Raw genomic sequence first — 17,367 nt, 5'->3', positions numbered from 1 at the left:
CCCTCCCCCACCAACTCCATGGTGGGCATCAACGCTACCAACCAGGGCTATGCGATGGTCCAGCCGTGGAGCAAGGAAAATCCGTCGTACAGCCAGGGGTTCGGCATTTATCTGGGAGACGGCAACATCCTGACGGCCGCCAACATCGTTTACTCCGCCAGCTTTGTGGAAGTGACCTCCGCAGACGGTTCCCAGACGGTTCCCGTGACCGTCACCGCCTTTGATCCGGAAGCCAATCTCGCCCTGCTTCGCCTGAAAAACGAGAAGGACGCCTCCTTCCTGGACAAGCTGGTGCCCGTCACGCTGGGAAGCGCCCCCCGCCTGGGCGACAAGGTAACCTTCTGGCAGTTCAATGACGACGGCCTGCCCATCACCACGTCCGGCACCCTTCTGGCGACGGAAAGCGCCTGCCCGTTCACGAACGGCGAACCCTTCGTCCTGTACAACGTCAAATCATCCGTCACGCCCCTGAAAGGAGGCGCGGGCAACCCCGTCATGAAGGATAATGAACTGGTGGGCCTCAGCGCCAGCTGCGATCCTTCCGCCCAGAAGGTGCTGGCCGTTACCCAGACCATGGTTTCCCGGTTTCTCCAGCAGGCCCAATCCGGCAATTACACCGGATTCCCGGCGGACGGCACCCAGGTCACGGAACTGACCGACCCCGTTTTCCGCAAATTCCTGGGCCTTCCGGAGACCGGCGGCGGATTTTACGTGGTGAAGCTGCCTGTATACGGTTCATTTTACAAGGCCGGCGTGCGTTCCGGAGACGTGGTGGAAAGCGTCAACGGCATCCCGCTGGACAGCAAGGGGCTCATCAAGGATCCTGCCCTGGGGCCTGTTTCCGCCAACGTCCTGTTCCGTGACTCCGCCATGCCTGGGGATACCATTACGCTGGGTATCCGCCGCAAGGACAAGAACGGCGTCAGCCAGCCCATGACGCTGGACGTCAAGCTGGACCGGAGCGCCCTGGACGGCGACCTGATCAACCCGGCACCCTTTATCTCCAATCCTCCCTACCGCATTTACGGCGGCCTGGTGTTCGTTCCGCTGACGGGAGCCCTGGTGGGAGAAATCAACAAGCTCAGCAAGAACCGCCCCCCTCTCAGCATGGTGGAAGCCATTCAGAAAAAAGAAGATATCCGGAAGAAGAGCGTGGATGAAATCGTGGTCTTCCTGATGGCCCTGCCCACGCAGGCCACGCTGGGATATGCCCAGATGAGCCCTGCCATTGTGGAAAAAGTGAATGGTGTCCAGGTAAAGAGCCTCAAGCACCTCAACCAGCTACTGGACCTTCCCGCGCCCGGCGGCACGCATTGCATTGAAGTTTCCCAGCAGCCGTACACCATGTACATGTCCCAGCAGGAGGCCGCCAAGGCGGACCGCTTTATCCAGATGAGGGCCGTTCCCGTGCTCCGCAGGGATTAAAAACCAGGACGCATACCGCCATTTCCTTGCATTCCTTCTGAAATGTCCCTTCACACGCTGAACATCCGGCTGGATTTTCCCTACAGAACAGGCTTCACTCACGGGGCCTTCCAGCCGGAAAACGATGCCCTGTGCAGCCTGATGGAGCAAAGGCCCGGAGGACGCATCCTCGTCCTCGTGGAGGAAGGCCTGGAACGGTTTTACCCGCACCTCCCTGCGGACATTGACCGCTATTTTGAAAAGAACGCCGGGGAACTGGCCTATGCCGGCTGCCGGCCCGTTCCGGGAGGAGAAGCGGCCAAAACAACCTTTGCCGCATGGGAAACGGCCCTGCGCCACATTGTGGAGGCAGGCATTGACCGCCATTCCTATATCATTGCCGTGGGCGGCGGAGCGTTTCTGGACGTAGCGGGCTTTGCCGCCGCCACCGCCCACCGCGGCATCCGGCTGCTGCGCGTGCCCACCACCACCCTCTCCCAGGCGGACTCCGGCGTAGGCGTCAAAAACGGGATCAACTTCATGGGACAGAAAAACTACCTGGGCACCTTCGCCGTTGCCTGGGCCACGCTTAACGACTTCCAGTTCCTGCATTCCCAGCCCCTTTCCCTTAAAAGGGCAGGCTTGGCGGAAGTGGTGAAGGTAGCCGTAGTGAAAGACGCTTTCTTCTTCAACTGGCTGGAAGCGAACGCCCCGGCGCTGGCCGCCTGCGAGCGGGACGCGCTGGAATACGCCGTGGAGCATTCCGCCCTGCTGCACGCCTCACACATCGCGCACGGGGGAGACGCCTTTGAACTGGGTTCCAGCCGTCCCCTGGACTTCGGGCACTGGGCCGCCCATTACATGGAAACCATGTCCGGGTACACGCTGGGCCATGCGGAAGCCGTATCCGCGGGCATGTGCCTGGACATCCTTTACTCCGTCAGGAAGGGATGGCTGTCTGCCGGGGAAGCGGAAAGAATCATCTCCGTGCTGAAAGCCCTGGGGCTCCCCGTGTTCCATCCCCTGCTCTCCCGCAGGGCGAAGGACGGCCACTGCGAAGTGCTGAAAGGGCTGGAAGCTTTCCGCGAACATCTGGGGGGACATCTGACCGTCCTGATGCTCACCGGCATCGGCCGCGGGAAAGACGTCCATGAAATAGACGCCGCCCTGATGGAGGAATGCATCCGGGAAATGCGGAACGCGGCGGGATGCGCTGAATAAACGGAGGGGCTATCTCCCTACTTGCTATTTAGGTAATCCAGAATGATCCGGACCTCCGTCTTGATTCCGTTGGAAATGGCCGCATCGTCCGCCTTGAACCCCGGATTGTGGTTGGCAGGGCCATCCCCGGAGCTGATCGTCATGAAATAGATGGGAGCCACCTGCCCATAATAGGAAAAATCCTCACTGGCGGGAATGCGGGGAGCGTCAAACACGTTTTTCTCTCCTACCGCCTGAATGGCCGCCTTCTTCGCCAACTCGCGCAGGGCGGAATTATTCTCAATGGCCGGATAGCCCAGTTCATAATCCAGTTTGTACCGCGCCCCGTTGGCCTTGCATACATGGTCGATGATGGAACGGGTGCGTTCTTCCAGCAGCTTGCGGGTTTCCGGCGTCACGGAACGAATGGATGCGCCCAGTTCCGCCTTGTCCGGAATGACGTTGGGGGCATTTCCCGATTGGAATTTTCCGATCGTTACCACGGCCATGTCTCCAGGAGTAACGCTGCGTGACACAACCGTCTGGAGCGCCATGACGACCTCCGCTCCCGTGACAATGGGATCCACGCCCAATTGAGGCATGGAACCATGGGAACCTTTGCCCTGGATGGTCAGGAAAAAACCGTCCGAGGAAGAGGAAGCGGGTCCCGCAGGCAGAATGCCGATGGACCCGGTAGGAGCATGAGGCATGACGTGTGCACCGAAAATGGCGTCCACGCCTTTCAGCACGCCGCTCTTGATGATGGGCAGCGCGCCTCCCGGTGATTTCTCCTCTCCCGGCTGGAAAATGAAGTAAACCGTGCCGGGCAGTTCCTTCTGCATGGAGGCGAGAACCCTGGCCGTTCCCAGCAGCATGGCCGTATGCATGTCATGCCCGCAGGCATGGCTGACGCCCGGCGTTTTACTGGCAAAGGAAAACCCCGTCTGCTCCTGGACAGGAAGGGCGTCCATGTCCGCCCGGAATGCCACGGTTTTTCCTGGTTTTCCGCCGCGCAGGATACCGACCACGGAAGTCTCCGTAGGCCGCAGCACTTCAATAGAACCGAATGAGGAAAGAAGCTCAGCCACGTAGCTGCTTGTCTTGTATTCCTGAAAGGAAAGTTCCGGATTCTGGTGAAGGTGATGCCGCCATTCCACGGCCTCCCTGACGGAGTCTTGTACCTCCTGTTGTTCCACCGCGGTTGCGGCAAGGGGGCAGCAGAAAAGAAGCAGGGGGATTAAAAATGACTTTTTCACGGTTACAGGAAATTTAAAGACAGTCTTTTATTCAGACCATTTTACAATTAATTCCATTCCGTAAAAACCGCGCCATCCTATTGAATTTTTCCCCAGCAGAAAAAGGAAAGAAGCAAACTTTGCGCGAGCCTCACCTTTACAAACGCGGCACCGCAGCCAGCAGCTCCTGCGTATATTCATGGGCCGGAGAGGAAAACACCTCGTCCGCATCCCCGTATTCGACAATGCGGCCCTTGCGCATCACGGCAATGCGGTCTGCAATGTAATGGACCACCGACAAGTCATGGGAAATGAAGATCATGGTCAGGTTCAGATCCCGCGCCAGGGAAATGAGAAGATTCAGAATCTGGGACTGGATGGAAACGTCCAGGGCGGAAACGGGTTCATCCGCAATAACCAGCCGGGGTTCCGGCGCCAGGGCGCGCGCAATGGCCACGCGCTGGCGCTGCCCGCCGGAAAATTCATGGGGATATTTCCGCATCAGGGAGGGATTCAGCCCCACTCGTTCCATCAGTTCCGCCACATCGTCCCTCATCTGGGCGAAAGTCCTTTTGCGCCTGCGGCATTCCAACGCTTCCTTCAACGTCGCATACACCGTAAAACGGGGATTCAGGGAAGCATAGGGGTCCTGGAAAACCATTTGGAAATCCGGACGGCGTTTCTTGACCTCGGACGGGGAAAGGGCCGTCAGCTCTTCTCCTTCCAGAAAAATGCGGCCCTCCGTGGGCTTCTGGAGCAGCATCACCGTACGGGACAAGGTGGACTTGCCACAGCCGGACTCGCCCACCAGCCCCAGGATCTCCCCTTTCTCGACGGAAAGGGACACCCTGTCCACCGCCACCACGGACGCGGGCTTGCGGGATGAGAGCAGCCCCTGCACCGCAGGAAAGACCACGCTCACATGATCCAGTTCCAGAAAAGACATAGCGGCATTTTAACAAGCCTCCGGAGGCAAGACAAGACCCCAACCGTGCCAGCTCCGTCAACATCAGGACACCCATGCGCATCCCCCATTCAAGCCTTTCTCCAAAAACACTGAGGCCAGCCTGAAGAATACGCAGGAAAAATCCAGTCTGTTTTTACTGCCGCAGCATCCTGTACCGATAGATGTCCTTCTACCGAAAACAGCTTTACTTCTCCTTCTCATCTTTGCCGCAGGATGAACGGACAAGGAAAGAAAGAAGAGCTACCACGGCATCTCCAAGGAGAGCCGCTATTCCAGAAAAAAACGGACCAAAAATGAAAATCACCCCCGACTGGGCATCACGCATATCTTCCAGATTCACCCGGGACCAAAGGAGTTCATAGTAACACACAAGACCGATGACAACAAAAGAGATCGTTTCCCATTTCCACCGTCTATTGGTCTTTTTGAAGAACCATAACACCGCAAGGAAATACCAAGGTCCCCACACAAGGCCAAAAACATTCCTCAACACAAAAGCGCTCCAGAAACCAGCTACCACAGTGGAGGCGATAATCAGCAGCAGGACCGGATCTTTTCTCCTCCGCACGTTTTGATGATCCATATCCGGACTTCCGGTTTCTCCCTGCATAAGGTTTATGAATAAATCTTTAAGGAACCCATCTCAAGCAAAAAAGTCTGCCGGCCCAGAAAGGAAGGAAGGGTATCCTCACGCCAAGCAAAAGAGCCGTCCCCCGCCAAGGGAACGGTTCCTGGGATTGATGCTGCCGCGTAGCTTGCCCGCCGAGCTGGTAGCGGATGACGGACACAAGCAAATAGACTCCAGCGTCCCGAATGATGAGGCAACCATATATTCCTTTTAACCTCCTTCGGCAGCCTTATATTTTGAAGCAACAGGGCCCTGTCCTACAGAAAGCCTTTCTTCCTGGCAGCGGCCTTATTGCTCCTCTTTTTTCTTCCCGATGAAGGCGCGGACAAGCAGGGAACCAAGAACCACCACGGCATCTCCTGCGAGAGCCGCCATTCCGGCCCAAATCGGCCCGAAAACGAAAACCAGCCCTGCCTGGGCATCACTCCGCAAGTACCCTGGAGTCACCTGGGACCAGTAAATGTGATAATAGCAAAGAAGGCCGATGATGACAAAAGCTGCCGTTTCCCATTTCCACCGCTTGTTCGTCTTCATGAAGAACACCAATACCGCGAGGAAATACCAAAGCCCGAATACAAGGGCAAAAAGCAATCCCATGACACCACCACACTGCGCCGCCATGAAGACATTCCAAAGGGCAGCGCCCACGATGGAGGCAATGATCAGGGGCAGGACCGGATCACCGCCCGCTGGCTCTTCCCCCTTGTTCTGCTTTTCAGGCTCTTCCTGCATCCTTATAGATTAAATATTTAACAGTCAGACATCAAGCAAAATGGACCGCCGGAATGGGAAAAGCGGCTTACCCGCACCATGCAAAAGAGCCGTTCCCCATTAAGGGAACGGCTCCTGAGATTGATGCTGCCGCGGAGCTTACGCGCCGAGCTGGTAGCGGATGAAGGACACGACGGTGATTTCGTCACCGAGTTCCTTGCCGGCCTGCTTGAGCAGGGCGTCCACCGTGACGCCGGGATCCTTCACGAATCCCTGGTTCAGCAGGCAGGACTGGGCATACAGGGCCTTCAGCTTGCCGGGAAGAATCTTTTCCAGCAGATGTTCCGGCTTGCCTTCCTGAATGAGCTGCTGCTTGGCGATTTCCTGTTCTTCGGCCACGAAGGAGGGATCCAGGCTGTCGGAGCTGACGCTCTTGGGAGCGGCGGCGGCGATGTGCAGGGTCAGGTCCTTGGCCAGGGTCTTGAACGCGTCAGACTTGACGGTTTCTTCCTTGCCGGCCTTGATGGACAGCAGAACGCCTACCTTGCCGCCCATGTGGATGTAGGAAACCACGGAACCGCAACCGTCCACCGTCAGGCGGCCGAACTTGCGCAGAGCCATGTTTTCGCCGATGGAGCTGCACATGGCCTTGATGTATTCTTCCGTGGAACCTTCAGGCATGGCAACCTGGAGGGCTTCCTCCAGCGTGACGGCCTTGGAATCCATGAGAGCCTTGGCAACGTCGTCCACCAGGCCCTGGAACTTGTCGCCCTTGGCGCAGAAGTCCGTTTCACAGTTGAGTTCAAGGATGATGCCGGAGCAGCCGCAGGGAGCCACGATGGCGCGGATCACGCCTTCCTTGGCATCACGGTCAGCCTTGGCGGCAGCCTTGGCAATGCCCTTTTCACGAAGATACTTGACGGCGGCGTCCATGTCGCCGTTGCATTCGTTGAGGGCCTTCTTGCAATCCATCATGCCGGCATCCGTTTTGTCACGGAGGGCCTTGACGAGAGCTGCAGTAATTTCTGCCATAGTGTTTCTATTCTTTCTAAATGGGGTTGGTTCAGGCTTCGGCGGAAGCGCCCTTGCCTTCGTTGATGGCCTTGACAATGCAGTCAAGCACCAGGCGGATGGAACGGACGGCGTCGTCGTTGCCGGGAATCGGGAAATCGATTTCCTTCGGGTCGGCGTTGGTGTCAACCAGGACGCAGACGGGGATGTTCAGACGGTGGGCTTCGCGGATGGCGATGTCTTCATGATCGGCGCCAATGGCCACCATGGCGTCCGGAGCGCCGCCCATGTTGCGGATACCCTGAAGGTTGCGTTCCAGCTTCTGGCGTTCGCGGTCCAGAGCGGCCAGTTCCTTCTTGGACATGCTCTTGAATTCCGGGGTCTTTTCAATCCCTTCAAGGTAGGAAAGGCGTTCGATGCTCTTGCGGATCGTGCTCATGTTGGTGAGCATGCCGCCCAGCCAGCGGTGGTTGACGTAGTACTGACCAGTGGCTTCCGCGGCTTCGCGGACGGCTTCCTGGGCCTGGCGCTTGCAGCCGACGAAGAGGATCTTCTTGTTGCGGCGTGCCAGATCGGCCAGGAAGGAGCAAGCCTTGTCCAGGCATTTTTCCGTTTCTTCAAGGTTGATGATATGGATACCGGCCTTGTCCTTGAGAAGGTACTTCTTCATGCTGGGGTGCCATTTGCGGGTTTGGTGGCCCAAATGAACACCGGCTTCAACCATCTGGTTAATCAGATCATTAATCATATATGTATGTAGGTGGCTTTCCTTGCGGCAGGAAAAGCGGTTTTTGGGGACTTCGACGCTTTCTACCCCTCCGATCCCCATTGTTTAGGTTGCGCCGAATCACGCGAGGGACAAATAATATACTTCTCACCACCCTTCTTGTCAAAGCATAAATCATTGATTTACGCAACCGTTCCGTCATCCGGAGAGGGCTGCCGCCGGATCTTCTCTACGGCGCCGTCCATCTTTCCCCGAACCCTTATCGTACAAAAAACAGGAACATGCCACAAAACAGTCTTGGAAAAAACATGGAAGAGGCGTTCCATGCGGGCGTTCCGGATGACCAAGACCCTGACAAGCGGCAATCCCGCCAAATTGATTTTCCTGTTTACCATTCCCCTGCTGATCGGCAACTTGTTCCAGCAGTTTTACAACATGGCGGACACCCTGATCGTGGGGCGCACGCTGGGCGTGGAGGCGCTGGCGGCCGTGGGATGCACGGGAGGGCTGATGTTTTTCATCCTCGGCTTCGTCATCGGATTCACAGCGGGGCTGGCCATCATCACGGCGCAGCGCTTTGGAGCAGGGCGCAGGCGGGCGGTAAGGCGCAGTTTTGCCGTCTGCATCGTCCTGAGCTCCGTCATGACCGTCCTGCTGACGGCCATCGGCGTCGCCGTTGCCCGGCCCGTGCTGGAACTGCTGCAAACGCCGCCGGAAATCCTGGAAGCGGCCCATTCCTACATCATCGTCATTTCCTGGGGCATCGGCGCGGCCATGCTGTTCAACCTCCTTTCCAACGTCCTCCGCGCCCTTGGGGACAGCAGGACGCCCCTGTATTTCCTGGTTTTGGCCTGTCTGCTGAACATTGCGCTGGACCTGGTGCTGATCCTCCGGTTCGGCATGGGGCCGGCGGGAGCGGCCATCGCCACCGTGGCCTCCCAACTGGTGGCAGGCCTGTGCTGTACCGTTTACGTCTTTAAAAAATTTCCCATTCTCCGGCTGACCAGAACGGACTGGAACATGAGCCGCCGCTACCTGTGGGCGCACATCCGCGTGGCCCTCCCCATGGGGTTCCAGGCTTCCATCATCGCCATCGGGGCCATTCTGGTGCAATTCGCCCTCAACCGGCTGGGAGCGCAGTCCGTGGCCGCCTTCAGCGCAGCCCAGAAAATCGACATGGTCGCCACGCTGCCCATGATGTCCTTCGGCATCACGATGGCTACGTACGTGGCCCAAAACTACGGAGCCAGGAACCTGCAACGCATCCGCCGGGGCGTTCTCCAGTGCAACCTGATGTCCGTGGGATTCAGCATTGCGGTGGCCGCCGTCAATATTGCCTGGGGGCCTGAACTGATCAGGCTGTTCGTGGGAGAAGGGGAAAAGGAAGTCGTCAGCCTGGCCCAGACCTACCTGAACATCAATGCCTCCATGTACTGGGTGCTGGCTCTCCTCTTCGTCTTCCGCTACACCCTGCAAGGGCTAGGCCAGAGCATCGTGCCCACCTTCGCGGGCGTCATGGAACTGTGCATGCGCGCCCTGGCCGCCGTCGTCCTGGCCCGTTACCTGGGCTTTGAGGGGGTCAGCATGGCCAGCCCCGCCGCGTGGATCGGCTCCTGCGTGCCGCTCGCCATCGCCTATTACTTCACCAGCAGAAAGCTGGGGCATTCCATGAAACAGCCCTTTCCCCCATGCTGTGAGGAAGAAACGGAAGCCGCCCGGCAGGCGGCGTAACGCCAGGCGGCAGCTCGCACCTGTTCCTCATTTTATCCCACGGCGGTTCGACCGCTTTTGCCCTTCAGTACTCCTGTTCCGCCTGTAAATACAAGGCTCCAAAAGGCGGCAGAACCCTCAGCGTCTTCCCATATTGCGCAGCCAGTTCCGGACTTGGCATATCCTCCCGCATATGCTTTCCCTCCCCGATCAGGAACGGAAGCACCACTACCTTGCTTCCCTTCAACGCAGGAAGAACCTCTTCCACGGAAGGAGACGCGCCAAAATAAGCCAGCGCCATGTCGATTCCTTCCGGAAGCATGAATCCCAACCGCTGGAGATACCGGGAGGGTTCCGGCGGAAGTTCCCTTCCGGTCACGCCGTGGGCCACCAGCAGCAGGGAGGCGTTCCCTTCCAATTCCTTCCGTAAAACTTCCACCGTGCCCAAATCGGCACCCCGCTCCGCTCCCCATACGGGCTTAAAGACAAATTCCGGAACCTGCCCGCGTTCCGCATAGAGGGAACGCAACAATTCCGGAAGTGTTTCCGTTACTGTCACGCCACTCTGCATGAAGACGGGATAAACCCAGACCACGCCGTCAGCCGGCGGCAACTCGGCGGCCTCCATCCTACGGAAAGACGCCTGCCAGACACGGTCGCTTATCCCTTGAACCCTTTCCGCCACCTGTCCCCGGACATCCGCTCCTGCTTCATCATAGGAAACGCATAATTTGTAAATCTTTCTGGGCATGTCAATGAGACCACGGGAGGGAAGCGGTGTTCAGCTCATCCCGTCATTCATCCATGCGGGATGCGCATGATTGCCGTTTGTAACAGAAATGCCGGATGGCGGCAATCCCATAACAACCTTTCTCGTCCATGTTCTCCAGACGCCCCCGCCGTAGATGAAAAATTCGTTCATCACACTGACATTTAATCCTTCATTAACCACGCAAACATCTTCTTGTAGAAAAATGAAACCTTCCCTTCGAATCTCCCTGCGGAGGCAGGATAGCGGCTTGACCGGAGGACTTGAAACCGTCATGATACAAGGACATACAGGTTTTGTTTTATGTCGTTTTTTATTCAATCCGTTGAAATCGGCGGCCCGCGGCCGTTCTACCTCCTGGGCCCCTGCTCTCTGGAATGCGAATCCTTCGTCTGGGAAATGGCTCGCTCCATTAAATCCATCGCGGAAAACCTGGATATACCCCTGATCTTCAAAGCCTCCTACGACAAGGCGAACCGAACGTCCGTCACTTCCTTCCGGGGCCCGGGCGTCCGGGAAGGCTGCCGCATCCTGTCGGAAATCGGGAAGGAGCTGAAATTGCCCGTGGTCACGGACGTGCATACCGCCCAGGAAGCGGAAATCGCCGCCGAATATGTGGACCTGCTCCAAATCCCCGCCTTTCTGTGCCGCCAGACGGACCTTCTGGAAGCCTGCGCCAAGAGCGGCCGCCCCGTGAATATCAAGAAAGGCCAGTTCCTGGCTCCGTGGGATACCGTGAACATCGGGGAAAAGATGCGCGCCTTCGGCTGTGACGATTTCATGATGTGCGAACGCGGAACCTCCTTCGGCTATAATAATCTGGTGGTGGACATGCGCTCCCTGTACTGGATGAAGCAGGAAGGCTTTTCCGTCGTATTTGACGCCACCCACGCGGTCCAGAGGCCCGGAGGCCTGGGCGGCACAACGGGCGGAGACAGCGAACTGGCCCCCGTGCTGGCGTCCGCCGCCATGGCGACGGGCAGCATTGACGGCGTGTTCATGGAAGTGCACAAGGATCCCTCCAAGGCGCTTTCCGACGGTCCCAACCAAATTCCCCTCCATCTGCTGGAAGGCGTGCTGAAGCGTCTTCAAGCCATCCACCAGGCGATTCATCCATGATGAAATTCTTGTTCATATGCATTCTGGCGACGGCCGCGTACGGCACGGCGGCGCAGGCGGATACCAGCCTGCCCACAGCCACGCCTTTTGCCGGAGTGGACAAGAAATTTCCCATGCTGGAACTTCTGCCCGTGGGCAAGGTACTCCCCAAGGTCAGCCTGTCACGGTACGAAGGGCCGCGCCTTTCCATGCTGCTGACCGCCTCAAGCGTGACGGTGGCCGCCCCGCAGGAAATTGCCGCCAGCATCCTGAATGTCTACCTGTACGGAAAGGATGCCCGGACCTCCCATCTTTCCACCAGGGCCGCCTCCTACTTTCTGGACAAAAAACTGGCCGTCTCCCATACGGAAAGCACCCTCAAGGAAGAGAATCTTTCCGCGAAGGGAACCGGTCTTTACCTGGATACCAATATCAAGAGGGGCATCATCCTTGGCCCCGTTAAAACCACCATCCGCATGGATCAACGCAACAAGTAACCATTGCTTTTTATGAAGAAAATTTCCTCACTGCTGCTGTTCGCCCTGACCGGGGGCTTCGCCTGCGGGGCGACTGACGGCGTACCCGCCCATATCGTCCAGCCCCTGCCGAAGGAACTGGATCCCCGCCTGGAACCGCCCCTGACGCCCCCTGCCCAGATCGTGCGCCCCATGACGGAGGAAGAAACCGCCCGGAGGGAAAAGGCACTGGCCCCCGTTCCAACGGGAAACCTGAAGGAAGACGGGGAAAAAGCGATCAACACCTACAGCGCGCAGGAAAAGGCCGTTGACGGGCAGATTCAGAATTTCCGCCAGCAACACAACGTCACGGGCAATACCAATGCCGCCGCCACGGATACGGAAGCCGCCGCGCCCGCAGAGCCTGATCCGAAAGAAAATTTCATGCGCACGAATTCCGCAAACGACCTGTATTCCATAGATTGTGACGGGGACCTGTACTTTGACATGGAAGAAGGCGTGCTGGTCTTCATGAAAAACGTACGGGTGCGCAACCCCAACCTTTCCATGGACTGTACGGACCACGTGAAGATTTACGCGGAGTTCGTTCCAAAGAAGCCGGGAGACAAAAAACCTTCCGAACTCAAGCGGGAGAAAGAGAAGGAAAAGGGAAAGGATCAAGAAGACAGCAAGCCCCAGGTGACTCTCCCCAACGGCGGCAATTTTGACTACAATTCCATTAAAACGGTCGCGGCCTCCGGCAATGTGAGAGCCCGTTACACCAACAAGGACGGGGAAACCAGCACCGCCAGGGCGGAAAAGATCACCTACAACGCCAAAACCGGGGAAATCATCCTGACAGGGTCCCCGGTCATTACCACTCCGGACGCCATCGTGGAGAATCCGAATAAGGACGCCTTCATCCGCGTGTACGCGAACGGAAGCATGTACGGAAGCCGTGGAACCAAAACCACGTTCCGCCACGTAGATAAAAAGCTTTCCGACCGGGAAAAACAGAAAACCAACCGCAAACCGTGAGTTCCTCCCAATCTTCCTATTTGCTGAATGCCGAAGGCATCTGCAAAACCTATAAGACGCGGACAGTCGTGGACCAGGTCAGCCTGACGGTGGGCCACGGGGAAATCGTGGGCCTGCTGGGACCGAACGGCGCGGGAAAAACCACTTCCTTTTACATGGTGGCGGGACTGGTGCGCCCGGACGAGGGCCGCGTCATTTTTGCGGATGAGAACATCACGGAACTGCCGATGAACCTGCGCGCCAGGCGCGGCATGGGCTACCTGCCCCAGGAAGAATCCATCTTCCGCAAGCTTTCCGTGGAAGACAACCTCCTGGCCATTCTCCAGACGCGCAAGGACATGACCTCCCGCCAGCAGAAAGACCGCGCCGTGGAGCTGATGGACCGCTTCGGCATTACGAAGCTGCGCCGTTCCATGGCCATTCAGCTGTCCGGCGGTGAAAAAAGGCGCCTGACCATCGCGCGCGCCCTGGCCACCAACCCGAAATTGCTGATGCTGGACGAACCATTCAGCGGCGTGGACCCCATCGCCGTTTCCGACATTCAAAAGATCGTCATGGAGCTGCGTGACACGGATGGCCTTTCCATCCTGATTACGGACCATAACGTGCGGGAAACCCTGCACATCGTGGACCGCGCCTACATCCTGTTTGAAGGGAAAGTGATCAAGCACGGCTCTTCCGAGGAAATCGCCAACGACCCCATCGCCCGCAAGCAGTATCTGGGCGACCAGTTCCGCATGTAACCCATCTTCCGCCAGTTCCATGTCCTCTCCCCAAAATACGATCGCCCTTGTTTTCGACTATGACCAGACCCTCAGCCCCTTCTACATGCAGGACCAGGCCATTTTTCCGGAATTCGGCATCTCCCCGCAGGAATTCTGGGACAAGTGCAACGCCACCGGAGAACGGGAAGGCTGGGACGGAGAGCTGATTTACATGAAAAGCCTGCTGGACGCCCTCTCCCTGGACCGCGTCAGCAACGCCCGGCTCACCCAGCTGGGGAAACACCTTACCTTTTACCCCGGCCTTCCGGAGTTCTTTGACGCCTTTCCGTCCATGACGCTCTCCTCCCTTCATACGGATCTGGGCATCAACATTGAATACTATATCATCTCCTCCGGCTTGAAAGCCCTGATTGACGGCTCCGGCCTGCGCCCCTATTTCAAGGCCGTGTTCGGGTGCGAGTTCAGTGAGGAGAACGGCCATATCAACTTTCCCAAGAGGGTCATCTCCCATACCACCAAGACCCAGTACCTCTTCCGCATCAACAAGGGGATGCTGGATTACGACCAGGACGTGAACGACCACATGCCGGAAGACATGCGCCCCATCCCCTTCGCCAACATGATTTACATCGGAGACGGCCCCACGGACGTCCCCTGCTTCACCGTCATGCGCAGGAACGGCGGCCACGCCGTGGCCGTGTATAATCCGGATGACGAAACGGGCCGCAGCTTCCGCAAGTGCTACAACCTGGCCTCCAGCTCCGACCGCGTGAACTTCATCGCCCCTGCGGATTATACGCCCGGAAGCCATCTTACCCGCGTGCTGTCCGGCATGGTCACGGACATCGCCAACGGCATCGTGCGCCGCAGGGACCGGGCCCTGGCGGATTCCTGCGCCGCAGCTCCCTCCTTTTCCAAATAAACCCGCTCCATCCCTCCTTCCGTCATGAACAACCATTTTCATTTCCTCGGCATCTGCGGAACCGCCATGGGGGCCGTCGCCGCCGCCATGGCGCGCCGCGGCTTCACCGTCACCGGCTCTGACGCCAACGTTTATCCCCCCATGTCCACCTTCCTGGAGGAAGAGGGCATTACCCTGTTTGAAGGCTACAAGGCCTCCAACATCCCGAAGGACGCCGACGTCATCGTCATCGGCAATGCCATGAGCCGCGGCAATGAGGAGGTGGAAGCCGTGCTCCAGCGCCGCCTGCGCTATCTCTCCCTGCCGGAGACGATGAAAGAATATTTCCTGCGCGGCAAGCGCAACTACGTGGTGACCGGCACCCACGGCAAAACTACCACCACGTCCATGCTGGCGTGGCTGATGGAGGACTCCGGGCTTAACCCCAGCTTCATGATCGGCGGCATTGCCCGCAACCTGGGCCGCGGCGGCCGTTTTACGGATTCCGACTTCTCCGTGCTGGAAGGGGACGAGTACGACACGGCCTTTTTCGACAAACGGTCCAAATTCCTGCACTACCTGCCGGAACTGGTGGTCATCAACAACATTGAGTTTGACCATGCGGACATTTATAATTCCCTGGAGGAAATCAAGCTGAGCTTCCGCCGCCTGACCGCGATCATCCCCCGCAACGGCCTGGCGCTGGTCAATGCAGACGATCCCAACTGCCTGGACGTCGTCAAGGGAGCTCCCTGCCCTGTCAAGACGCTGGGCTTTGCCGACTCTTCCAACATCCGCATTCTGGATGTGGAGACCTCCACGGACGGCAGCAGTTTCACGCTGGAAGGCACCCGTTACTATGTTCCGATGATCGGGGAATTCAATATCCGCAATGCCGCCATGGCCATTGCCGCCGCCCAGTTTGCAGGGCTGAACGTCAAGCAGCTGGCGGATTCCATGGCACGCTTTGAAGGCGTGGCGCGCCGCCAGGAAGTCAAAGGCGTGGTCAACGGCATCTCCGTGGTGGATGACTTCGCCCACCACCCCACGGCCATCAAGCAGTCCATCCTGGGCCTGCGCCAGCGCTATCCCGGATCACGCATCTGGGCCATTTTTGAACCGCGCTCCAATACCACGCGCAGAAACATTTTCCAGAATGAACTGGCCCTGTCCCTCGCTACGGCGGATTTCCCCGTGGTAGCCGCCGTGGACCACCCGGACAAGGTGGCCCTGGAAGAACGCCTGGACCTGACCAAACTTTCCAATGATCTTTCCGCCCTGGGCAAGGATGCCCTGATCGGGGGCCATGCCCAGGAAATCGTCTCCGCCGTCTGTAAGAAAGCGCAGGAGGGAGACGTTATTCTGGTAATGAGCAACGGCGGTTTTGAAGGTATTCACGCCAAACTGCTGGAAGCCCTGAAAGCCTGATCCCTCTTTCCACATTCACCTCCCATGAAAAACGCATCCACCATCACCGCCTTCATCATCAGTTTCCTGGTCGTGGGCAGCCTGGCCCTGGTCTTCCTGTTCCTGGGCAACCAGGAGGAGGAGCCTGCCGCCGCTGAACCGGCGGCGCAAACGGAAGTTCCGGCGCGCCAGACGGTGACGCCCCAGCCTACCGTGGACCCGCTCACGAAGGAAGACATCAGCCGGCAGACGGCCACTCCGTCTTCCCTGGTCAATCTCGACTCCCCCCAGACGCTGGCGCAGGCCATTGCCAAGGTCATTCAGGACAGGGACCTGAATACTCTGAAATCCCTGGAAATTCAGCAGGCGGTCACGGAGGTGCAGAGCCGCACCATCAGGGAACTCATGGAAGCGCGCCACGTGCGCCTTTCCTCCCCCGGCATCACGAGCATCGGCGCCAACAACCAGGGGACCAATCCCACGGCCAGATACACGCTCAACTTCAGCAGCGGCGCGCGCGGCTACCTGGACATGAAGCGCAATGACAAGCAGCAATGGATGCTGGACTCCCTTACCCTGCCCAGCAAGCAGGACCTGGCCAAGGACAAGGTCGCCCCCATGGCCATGAACGACCCCATGGGCATCGTCAGCTCCTTCATGGACGCCGTCGCCAAGGCGGACTTCCGCACGGCGCGGAAATTCGTGGACAGCTCCAAGGTGCAGGACGCCACCATCGCCGGCCTGTGCATCCTGTTTGAGGAAGGAGCCTTCCGCCTCCGGGAAGACGCCCCCATCAAAACCGCCTATGAAGCGCCCACCAATGCGGGATTCTTCGTGCACCTTCAGGACGATCAGGGAAGAAAGGCGGGGAACGTGGGCCTGACGGTAGCTAAAACGGACGAAAAATGGCTGATTGCGGAGGCTTCCCTGGACAGCATGCTGGAAGCCTACACAAAACGGCAGGGAGCTGGAGACGACATTTTCATCCCCATCGTGAAAAATCCGCAGGGAGGCGATTCCCTGGCCCTGTTCTTCGGCTTCAATGAAGACTCGCTCTCCAAGCGCTCCGAACGCCAGCTCCAGATCGTGGCGGAAGCCATCAAGACGGACGGCGGCAAAAAGCTGGAAATCAGCGGCCACACGGACGACGTAGGCAGCGAACGCTACAACCAGGGCCTTTCCGAACGCCGGGCGGCGGCTGTCAAAGCCCAGCTGGTCCAGTTCGGCGTCCCCGCGGAAAGAATCGTCACCAAGGGATTCGGCAAATCACAGCCGCGCCGCACTTACGCTCCCACGGCGGATGAAGGAACACGCGATGAAGCCCGCAAGGAAAACCGCCGGGCGGAAATGTACCTGGACTTTTAAAAGAGTAATCAGGAAG

18 protein-coding genes are annotated in these 17,367 nt (G+C 58.2%); 10 read left to right on the top strand and 8 right to left on the bottom strand.

Going from position 1 to position 17,367, the window contains the following annotated elements; genetic code table 11:
- Together LIO64_RS06625 and LIO64_RS06620 are read left to right on the top strand one after the other, a co-directional pair.
- Window positions 1-1,425: trypsin-like peptidase domain-containing protein (locus LIO64_RS06625; RefSeq protein WP_290548654.1), on the top strand; the 1,425-nt coding region annotated here is incomplete at its 5' end.
- 42 nt (window positions 1,426-1,467) lie between these two features.
- Window positions 1,468-2,625, top strand: coding sequence for a 3-dehydroquinate synthase (locus tag LIO64_RS06620; RefSeq protein WP_290548653.1), 1,158 nt, complete (start codon window positions 1,468-1,470; stop codon window positions 2,623-2,625).
- 17 nt (window positions 2,626-2,642) lie between these two features.
- On the opposite strand, the gene LIO64_RS06615 is transcribed toward LIO64_RS06620, so the two are convergent.
- From LIO64_RS06615 to rpsB, 6 genes are all read right to left on the bottom strand, one after another.
- Complete coding sequence (locus LIO64_RS06615; RefSeq protein WP_290548652.1) at window positions 2,643-3,860, bottom strand: amidohydrolase; 1,218 nt, start codon at window positions 3,858-3,860, stop codon at window positions 2,643-2,645.
- Window positions 3,861-3,996: 136 nt separating this feature from the next.
- Window positions 3,997-4,785, bottom strand: a complete 789-nt coding sequence (locus LIO64_RS06610; RefSeq protein ID WP_290548651.1) for an ATP-binding cassette domain-containing protein — start codon at window positions 4,783-4,785, stop codon at window positions 3,997-3,999.
- Between the two features lie 205 nt (window positions 4,786-4,990).
- Window positions 4,991-5,416, bottom strand: coding sequence for a hypothetical protein (locus tag LIO64_RS06605; protein WP_290548650.1), 426 nt, complete (start codon window positions 5,414-5,416; stop codon window positions 4,991-4,993).
- A 306-nt stretch (window positions 5,417-5,722) separates the two neighbouring features.
- Window positions 5,723-6,166 carry a hypothetical protein gene (locus LIO64_RS06600; RefSeq protein WP_290548649.1) on the bottom strand — a complete coding sequence of 148 codons (444 nt, stop codon included), beginning with the start codon at window positions 6,164-6,166 and terminating at the stop codon, window positions 5,723-5,725.
- Window positions 6,167-6,304: 138 nt separating this feature from the next.
- Window positions 6,305-7,177: a translation elongation factor Ts gene (gene tsf / locus LIO64_RS06595; RefSeq protein ID WP_290548648.1), complete on the bottom strand. Its 873-nt coding sequence runs from the start codon at window positions 7,175-7,177 to the stop codon at window positions 6,305-6,307.
- Window positions 7,178-7,208: 31 nt separating this feature from the next.
- On the bottom strand, window positions 7,209-7,904 hold the full coding sequence (gene rpsB, locus LIO64_RS06590) for a 30S ribosomal protein S2 (protein WP_250715427.1): 696 nt from the start codon (window positions 7,902-7,904) through the stop codon (window positions 7,209-7,211).
- Between the two features lie 276 nt (window positions 7,905-8,180).
- On the opposite strand from rpsB, the gene LIO64_RS06585 reads away from it, so the two are divergent.
- Window positions 8,181-9,614, top strand: a complete 1,434-nt coding sequence (locus LIO64_RS06585) for an MATE family efflux transporter (RefSeq protein ID WP_290548647.1) — start codon at window positions 8,181-8,183, stop codon at window positions 9,612-9,614.
- 64 nt (window positions 9,615-9,678) lie between these two features.
- Here LIO64_RS06585 and LIO64_RS06580 read toward each other — a convergent pair whose 3' ends face one another.
- Together LIO64_RS06580 and LIO64_RS06575 are read right to left on the bottom strand one after the other, a co-directional pair.
- Window positions 9,679-10,344 (bottom strand): CbiX/SirB N-terminal domain-containing protein, encoded by a 666-nt coding sequence (locus LIO64_RS06580; RefSeq protein ID WP_290548646.1) that lies wholly within the window; start codon window positions 10,342-10,344, stop codon window positions 9,679-9,681.
- 30 nt (window positions 10,345-10,374) lie between these two features.
- The gene (locus LIO64_RS06575) at window positions 10,375-10,638 is read right to left on the bottom strand and encodes a hypothetical protein (protein ID WP_290548645.1); all 264 of its coding nucleotides are present in this window, start codon (window positions 10,636-10,638) and stop codon (window positions 10,375-10,377) included.
- A gap of 27 nt (window positions 10,639-10,665) precedes the next feature.
- On the opposite strand from LIO64_RS06575, the gene kdsA reads away from it, so the two are divergent.
- The 7 genes from kdsA to LIO64_RS06540 are packed head-to-tail and all read left to right on the top strand — an operon-like array spanning window position 10,666 to window position 17,351.
- Window positions 10,666-11,481 carry a 3-deoxy-8-phosphooctulonate synthase gene (kdsA, locus tag LIO64_RS06570; protein WP_290548644.1) on the top strand — a complete coding sequence of 272 codons (816 nt, stop codon included), beginning with the start codon at window positions 10,666-10,668 and terminating at the stop codon, window positions 11,479-11,481.
- Window positions 11,478-11,957 (top strand): hypothetical protein, encoded by a 480-nt coding sequence (locus tag LIO64_RS06565; protein ID WP_290548643.1) that lies wholly within the window; start codon window positions 11,478-11,480, stop codon window positions 11,955-11,957. The genes kdsA and LIO64_RS06565 overlap by 4 nt, the downstream gene beginning before the upstream one ends.
- Before the next feature lie 12 nt (window positions 11,958-11,969).
- Window positions 11,970-12,953, top strand: coding sequence for an LptA/OstA family protein (locus LIO64_RS06560; protein ID WP_290548642.1), 984 nt, complete (start codon window positions 11,970-11,972; stop codon window positions 12,951-12,953).
- Window positions 12,950-13,696: an LPS export ABC transporter ATP-binding protein gene (gene lptB / locus LIO64_RS06555; RefSeq protein WP_290548641.1), complete on the top strand. Its 747-nt coding sequence runs from the start codon at window positions 12,950-12,952 to the stop codon at window positions 13,694-13,696. The genes LIO64_RS06560 and lptB overlap by 4 nt, the downstream gene beginning before the upstream one ends.
- 19 nt (window positions 13,697-13,715) lie before the next feature.
- On the top strand, window positions 13,716-14,600 hold the full coding sequence (locus LIO64_RS06550; RefSeq protein ID WP_290548640.1) for a haloacid dehalogenase-like hydrolase: 885 nt from the start codon (window positions 13,716-13,718) through the stop codon (window positions 14,598-14,600).
- A gap of 24 nt (window positions 14,601-14,624) precedes the next feature.
- Window positions 14,625-16,007 carry a UDP-N-acetylmuramate:L-alanyl-gamma-D-glutamyl-meso-diaminopimelate ligase gene (mpl, locus tag LIO64_RS06545; protein ID WP_290548639.1) on the top strand — a complete coding sequence of 461 codons (1,383 nt, stop codon included), beginning with the start codon at window positions 14,625-14,627 and terminating at the stop codon, window positions 16,005-16,007.
- Between the two features lie 24 nt (window positions 16,008-16,031).
- On the top strand, window positions 16,032-17,351 hold the full coding sequence (locus LIO64_RS06540) for an OmpA family protein (protein WP_290548638.1): 1,320 nt from the start codon (window positions 16,032-16,034) through the stop codon (window positions 17,349-17,351).
- The last annotated feature ends 16 nt before the right edge of the window (window positions 17,352-17,367 follow it).

Origin of the sequence: Akkermansia sp. (genome assembly GCF_020860705.1) — a bacterium.
Classification (GTDB): Bacteria; Verrucomicrobiota; Verrucomicrobiia; order Verrucomicrobiales; family Akkermansiaceae; genus Akkermansia.
The sequence above is the reverse complement of the archived record's forward strand: the minus strand, read 5'-3'. Positions and strand labels throughout refer to the sequence as shown.

Bases quoted from the DNA above. Each gene is read 5' to 3' on its own strand.
- LIO64_RS06620 (WP_290548653.1), top strand. From the start codon at position 1,468: ATGTCCCTTCACACGCTGAACATCCGGCTGGATTTTCCCTACAGAACA.
- LIO64_RS06610 (WP_290548651.1), bottom strand. From the start codon at position 4,785: ATGTCTTTTCTGGAACTGGATCATGTGAGCGTGGTCTTTCCTGCGGTG.
- LIO64_RS06605 (WP_290548650.1), bottom strand. From the start codon at position 5,416: ATGCAGGGAGAAACCGGAAGTCCGGATATGGATCATCAAAACGTGCGG.
- LIO64_RS06600 (WP_290548649.1), bottom strand. From the start codon at position 6,166: ATGCAGGAAGAGCCTGAAAAGCAGAACAAGGGGGAAGAGCCAGCGGGC.
- tsf (WP_290548648.1), bottom strand. From the start codon at position 7,177: ATGGCAGAAATTACTGCAGCTCTCGTCAAGGCCCTCCGTGACAAAACG.
- rpsB (WP_250715427.1), bottom strand. From the start codon at position 7,904: ATGATTAATGATCTGATTAACCAGATGGTTGAAGCCGGTGTTCATTTG.
- LIO64_RS06580 (WP_290548646.1), bottom strand. From the start codon at position 10,344: ATGCCCAGAAAGATTTACAAATTATGCGTTTCCTATGATGAAGCAGGA.
- LIO64_RS06575 (WP_290548645.1), bottom strand. From the start codon at position 10,638: ATGACGGTTTCAAGTCCTCCGGTCAAGCCGCTATCCTGCCTCCGCAGG.
- kdsA (WP_290548644.1), top strand. From the start codon at position 10,666: ATGTCGTTTTTTATTCAATCCGTTGAAATCGGCGGCCCGCGGCCGTTC.
- LIO64_RS06565 (WP_290548643.1), top strand. From the start codon at position 11,478: ATGATGAAATTCTTGTTCATATGCATTCTGGCGACGGCCGCGTACGGC.
- LIO64_RS06560 (WP_290548642.1), top strand. From the start codon at position 11,970: ATGAAGAAAATTTCCTCACTGCTGCTGTTCGCCCTGACCGGGGGCTTC.
- LIO64_RS06550 (WP_290548640.1), top strand. From the start codon at position 13,716: ATGTCCTCTCCCCAAAATACGATCGCCCTTGTTTTCGACTATGACCAG.
- mpl (WP_290548639.1), top strand. From the start codon at position 14,625: ATGAACAACCATTTTCATTTCCTCGGCATCTGCGGAACCGCCATGGGG.
- LIO64_RS06540 (WP_290548638.1), top strand. From the start codon at position 16,032: ATGAAAAACGCATCCACCATCACCGCCTTCATCATCAGTTTCCTGGTC.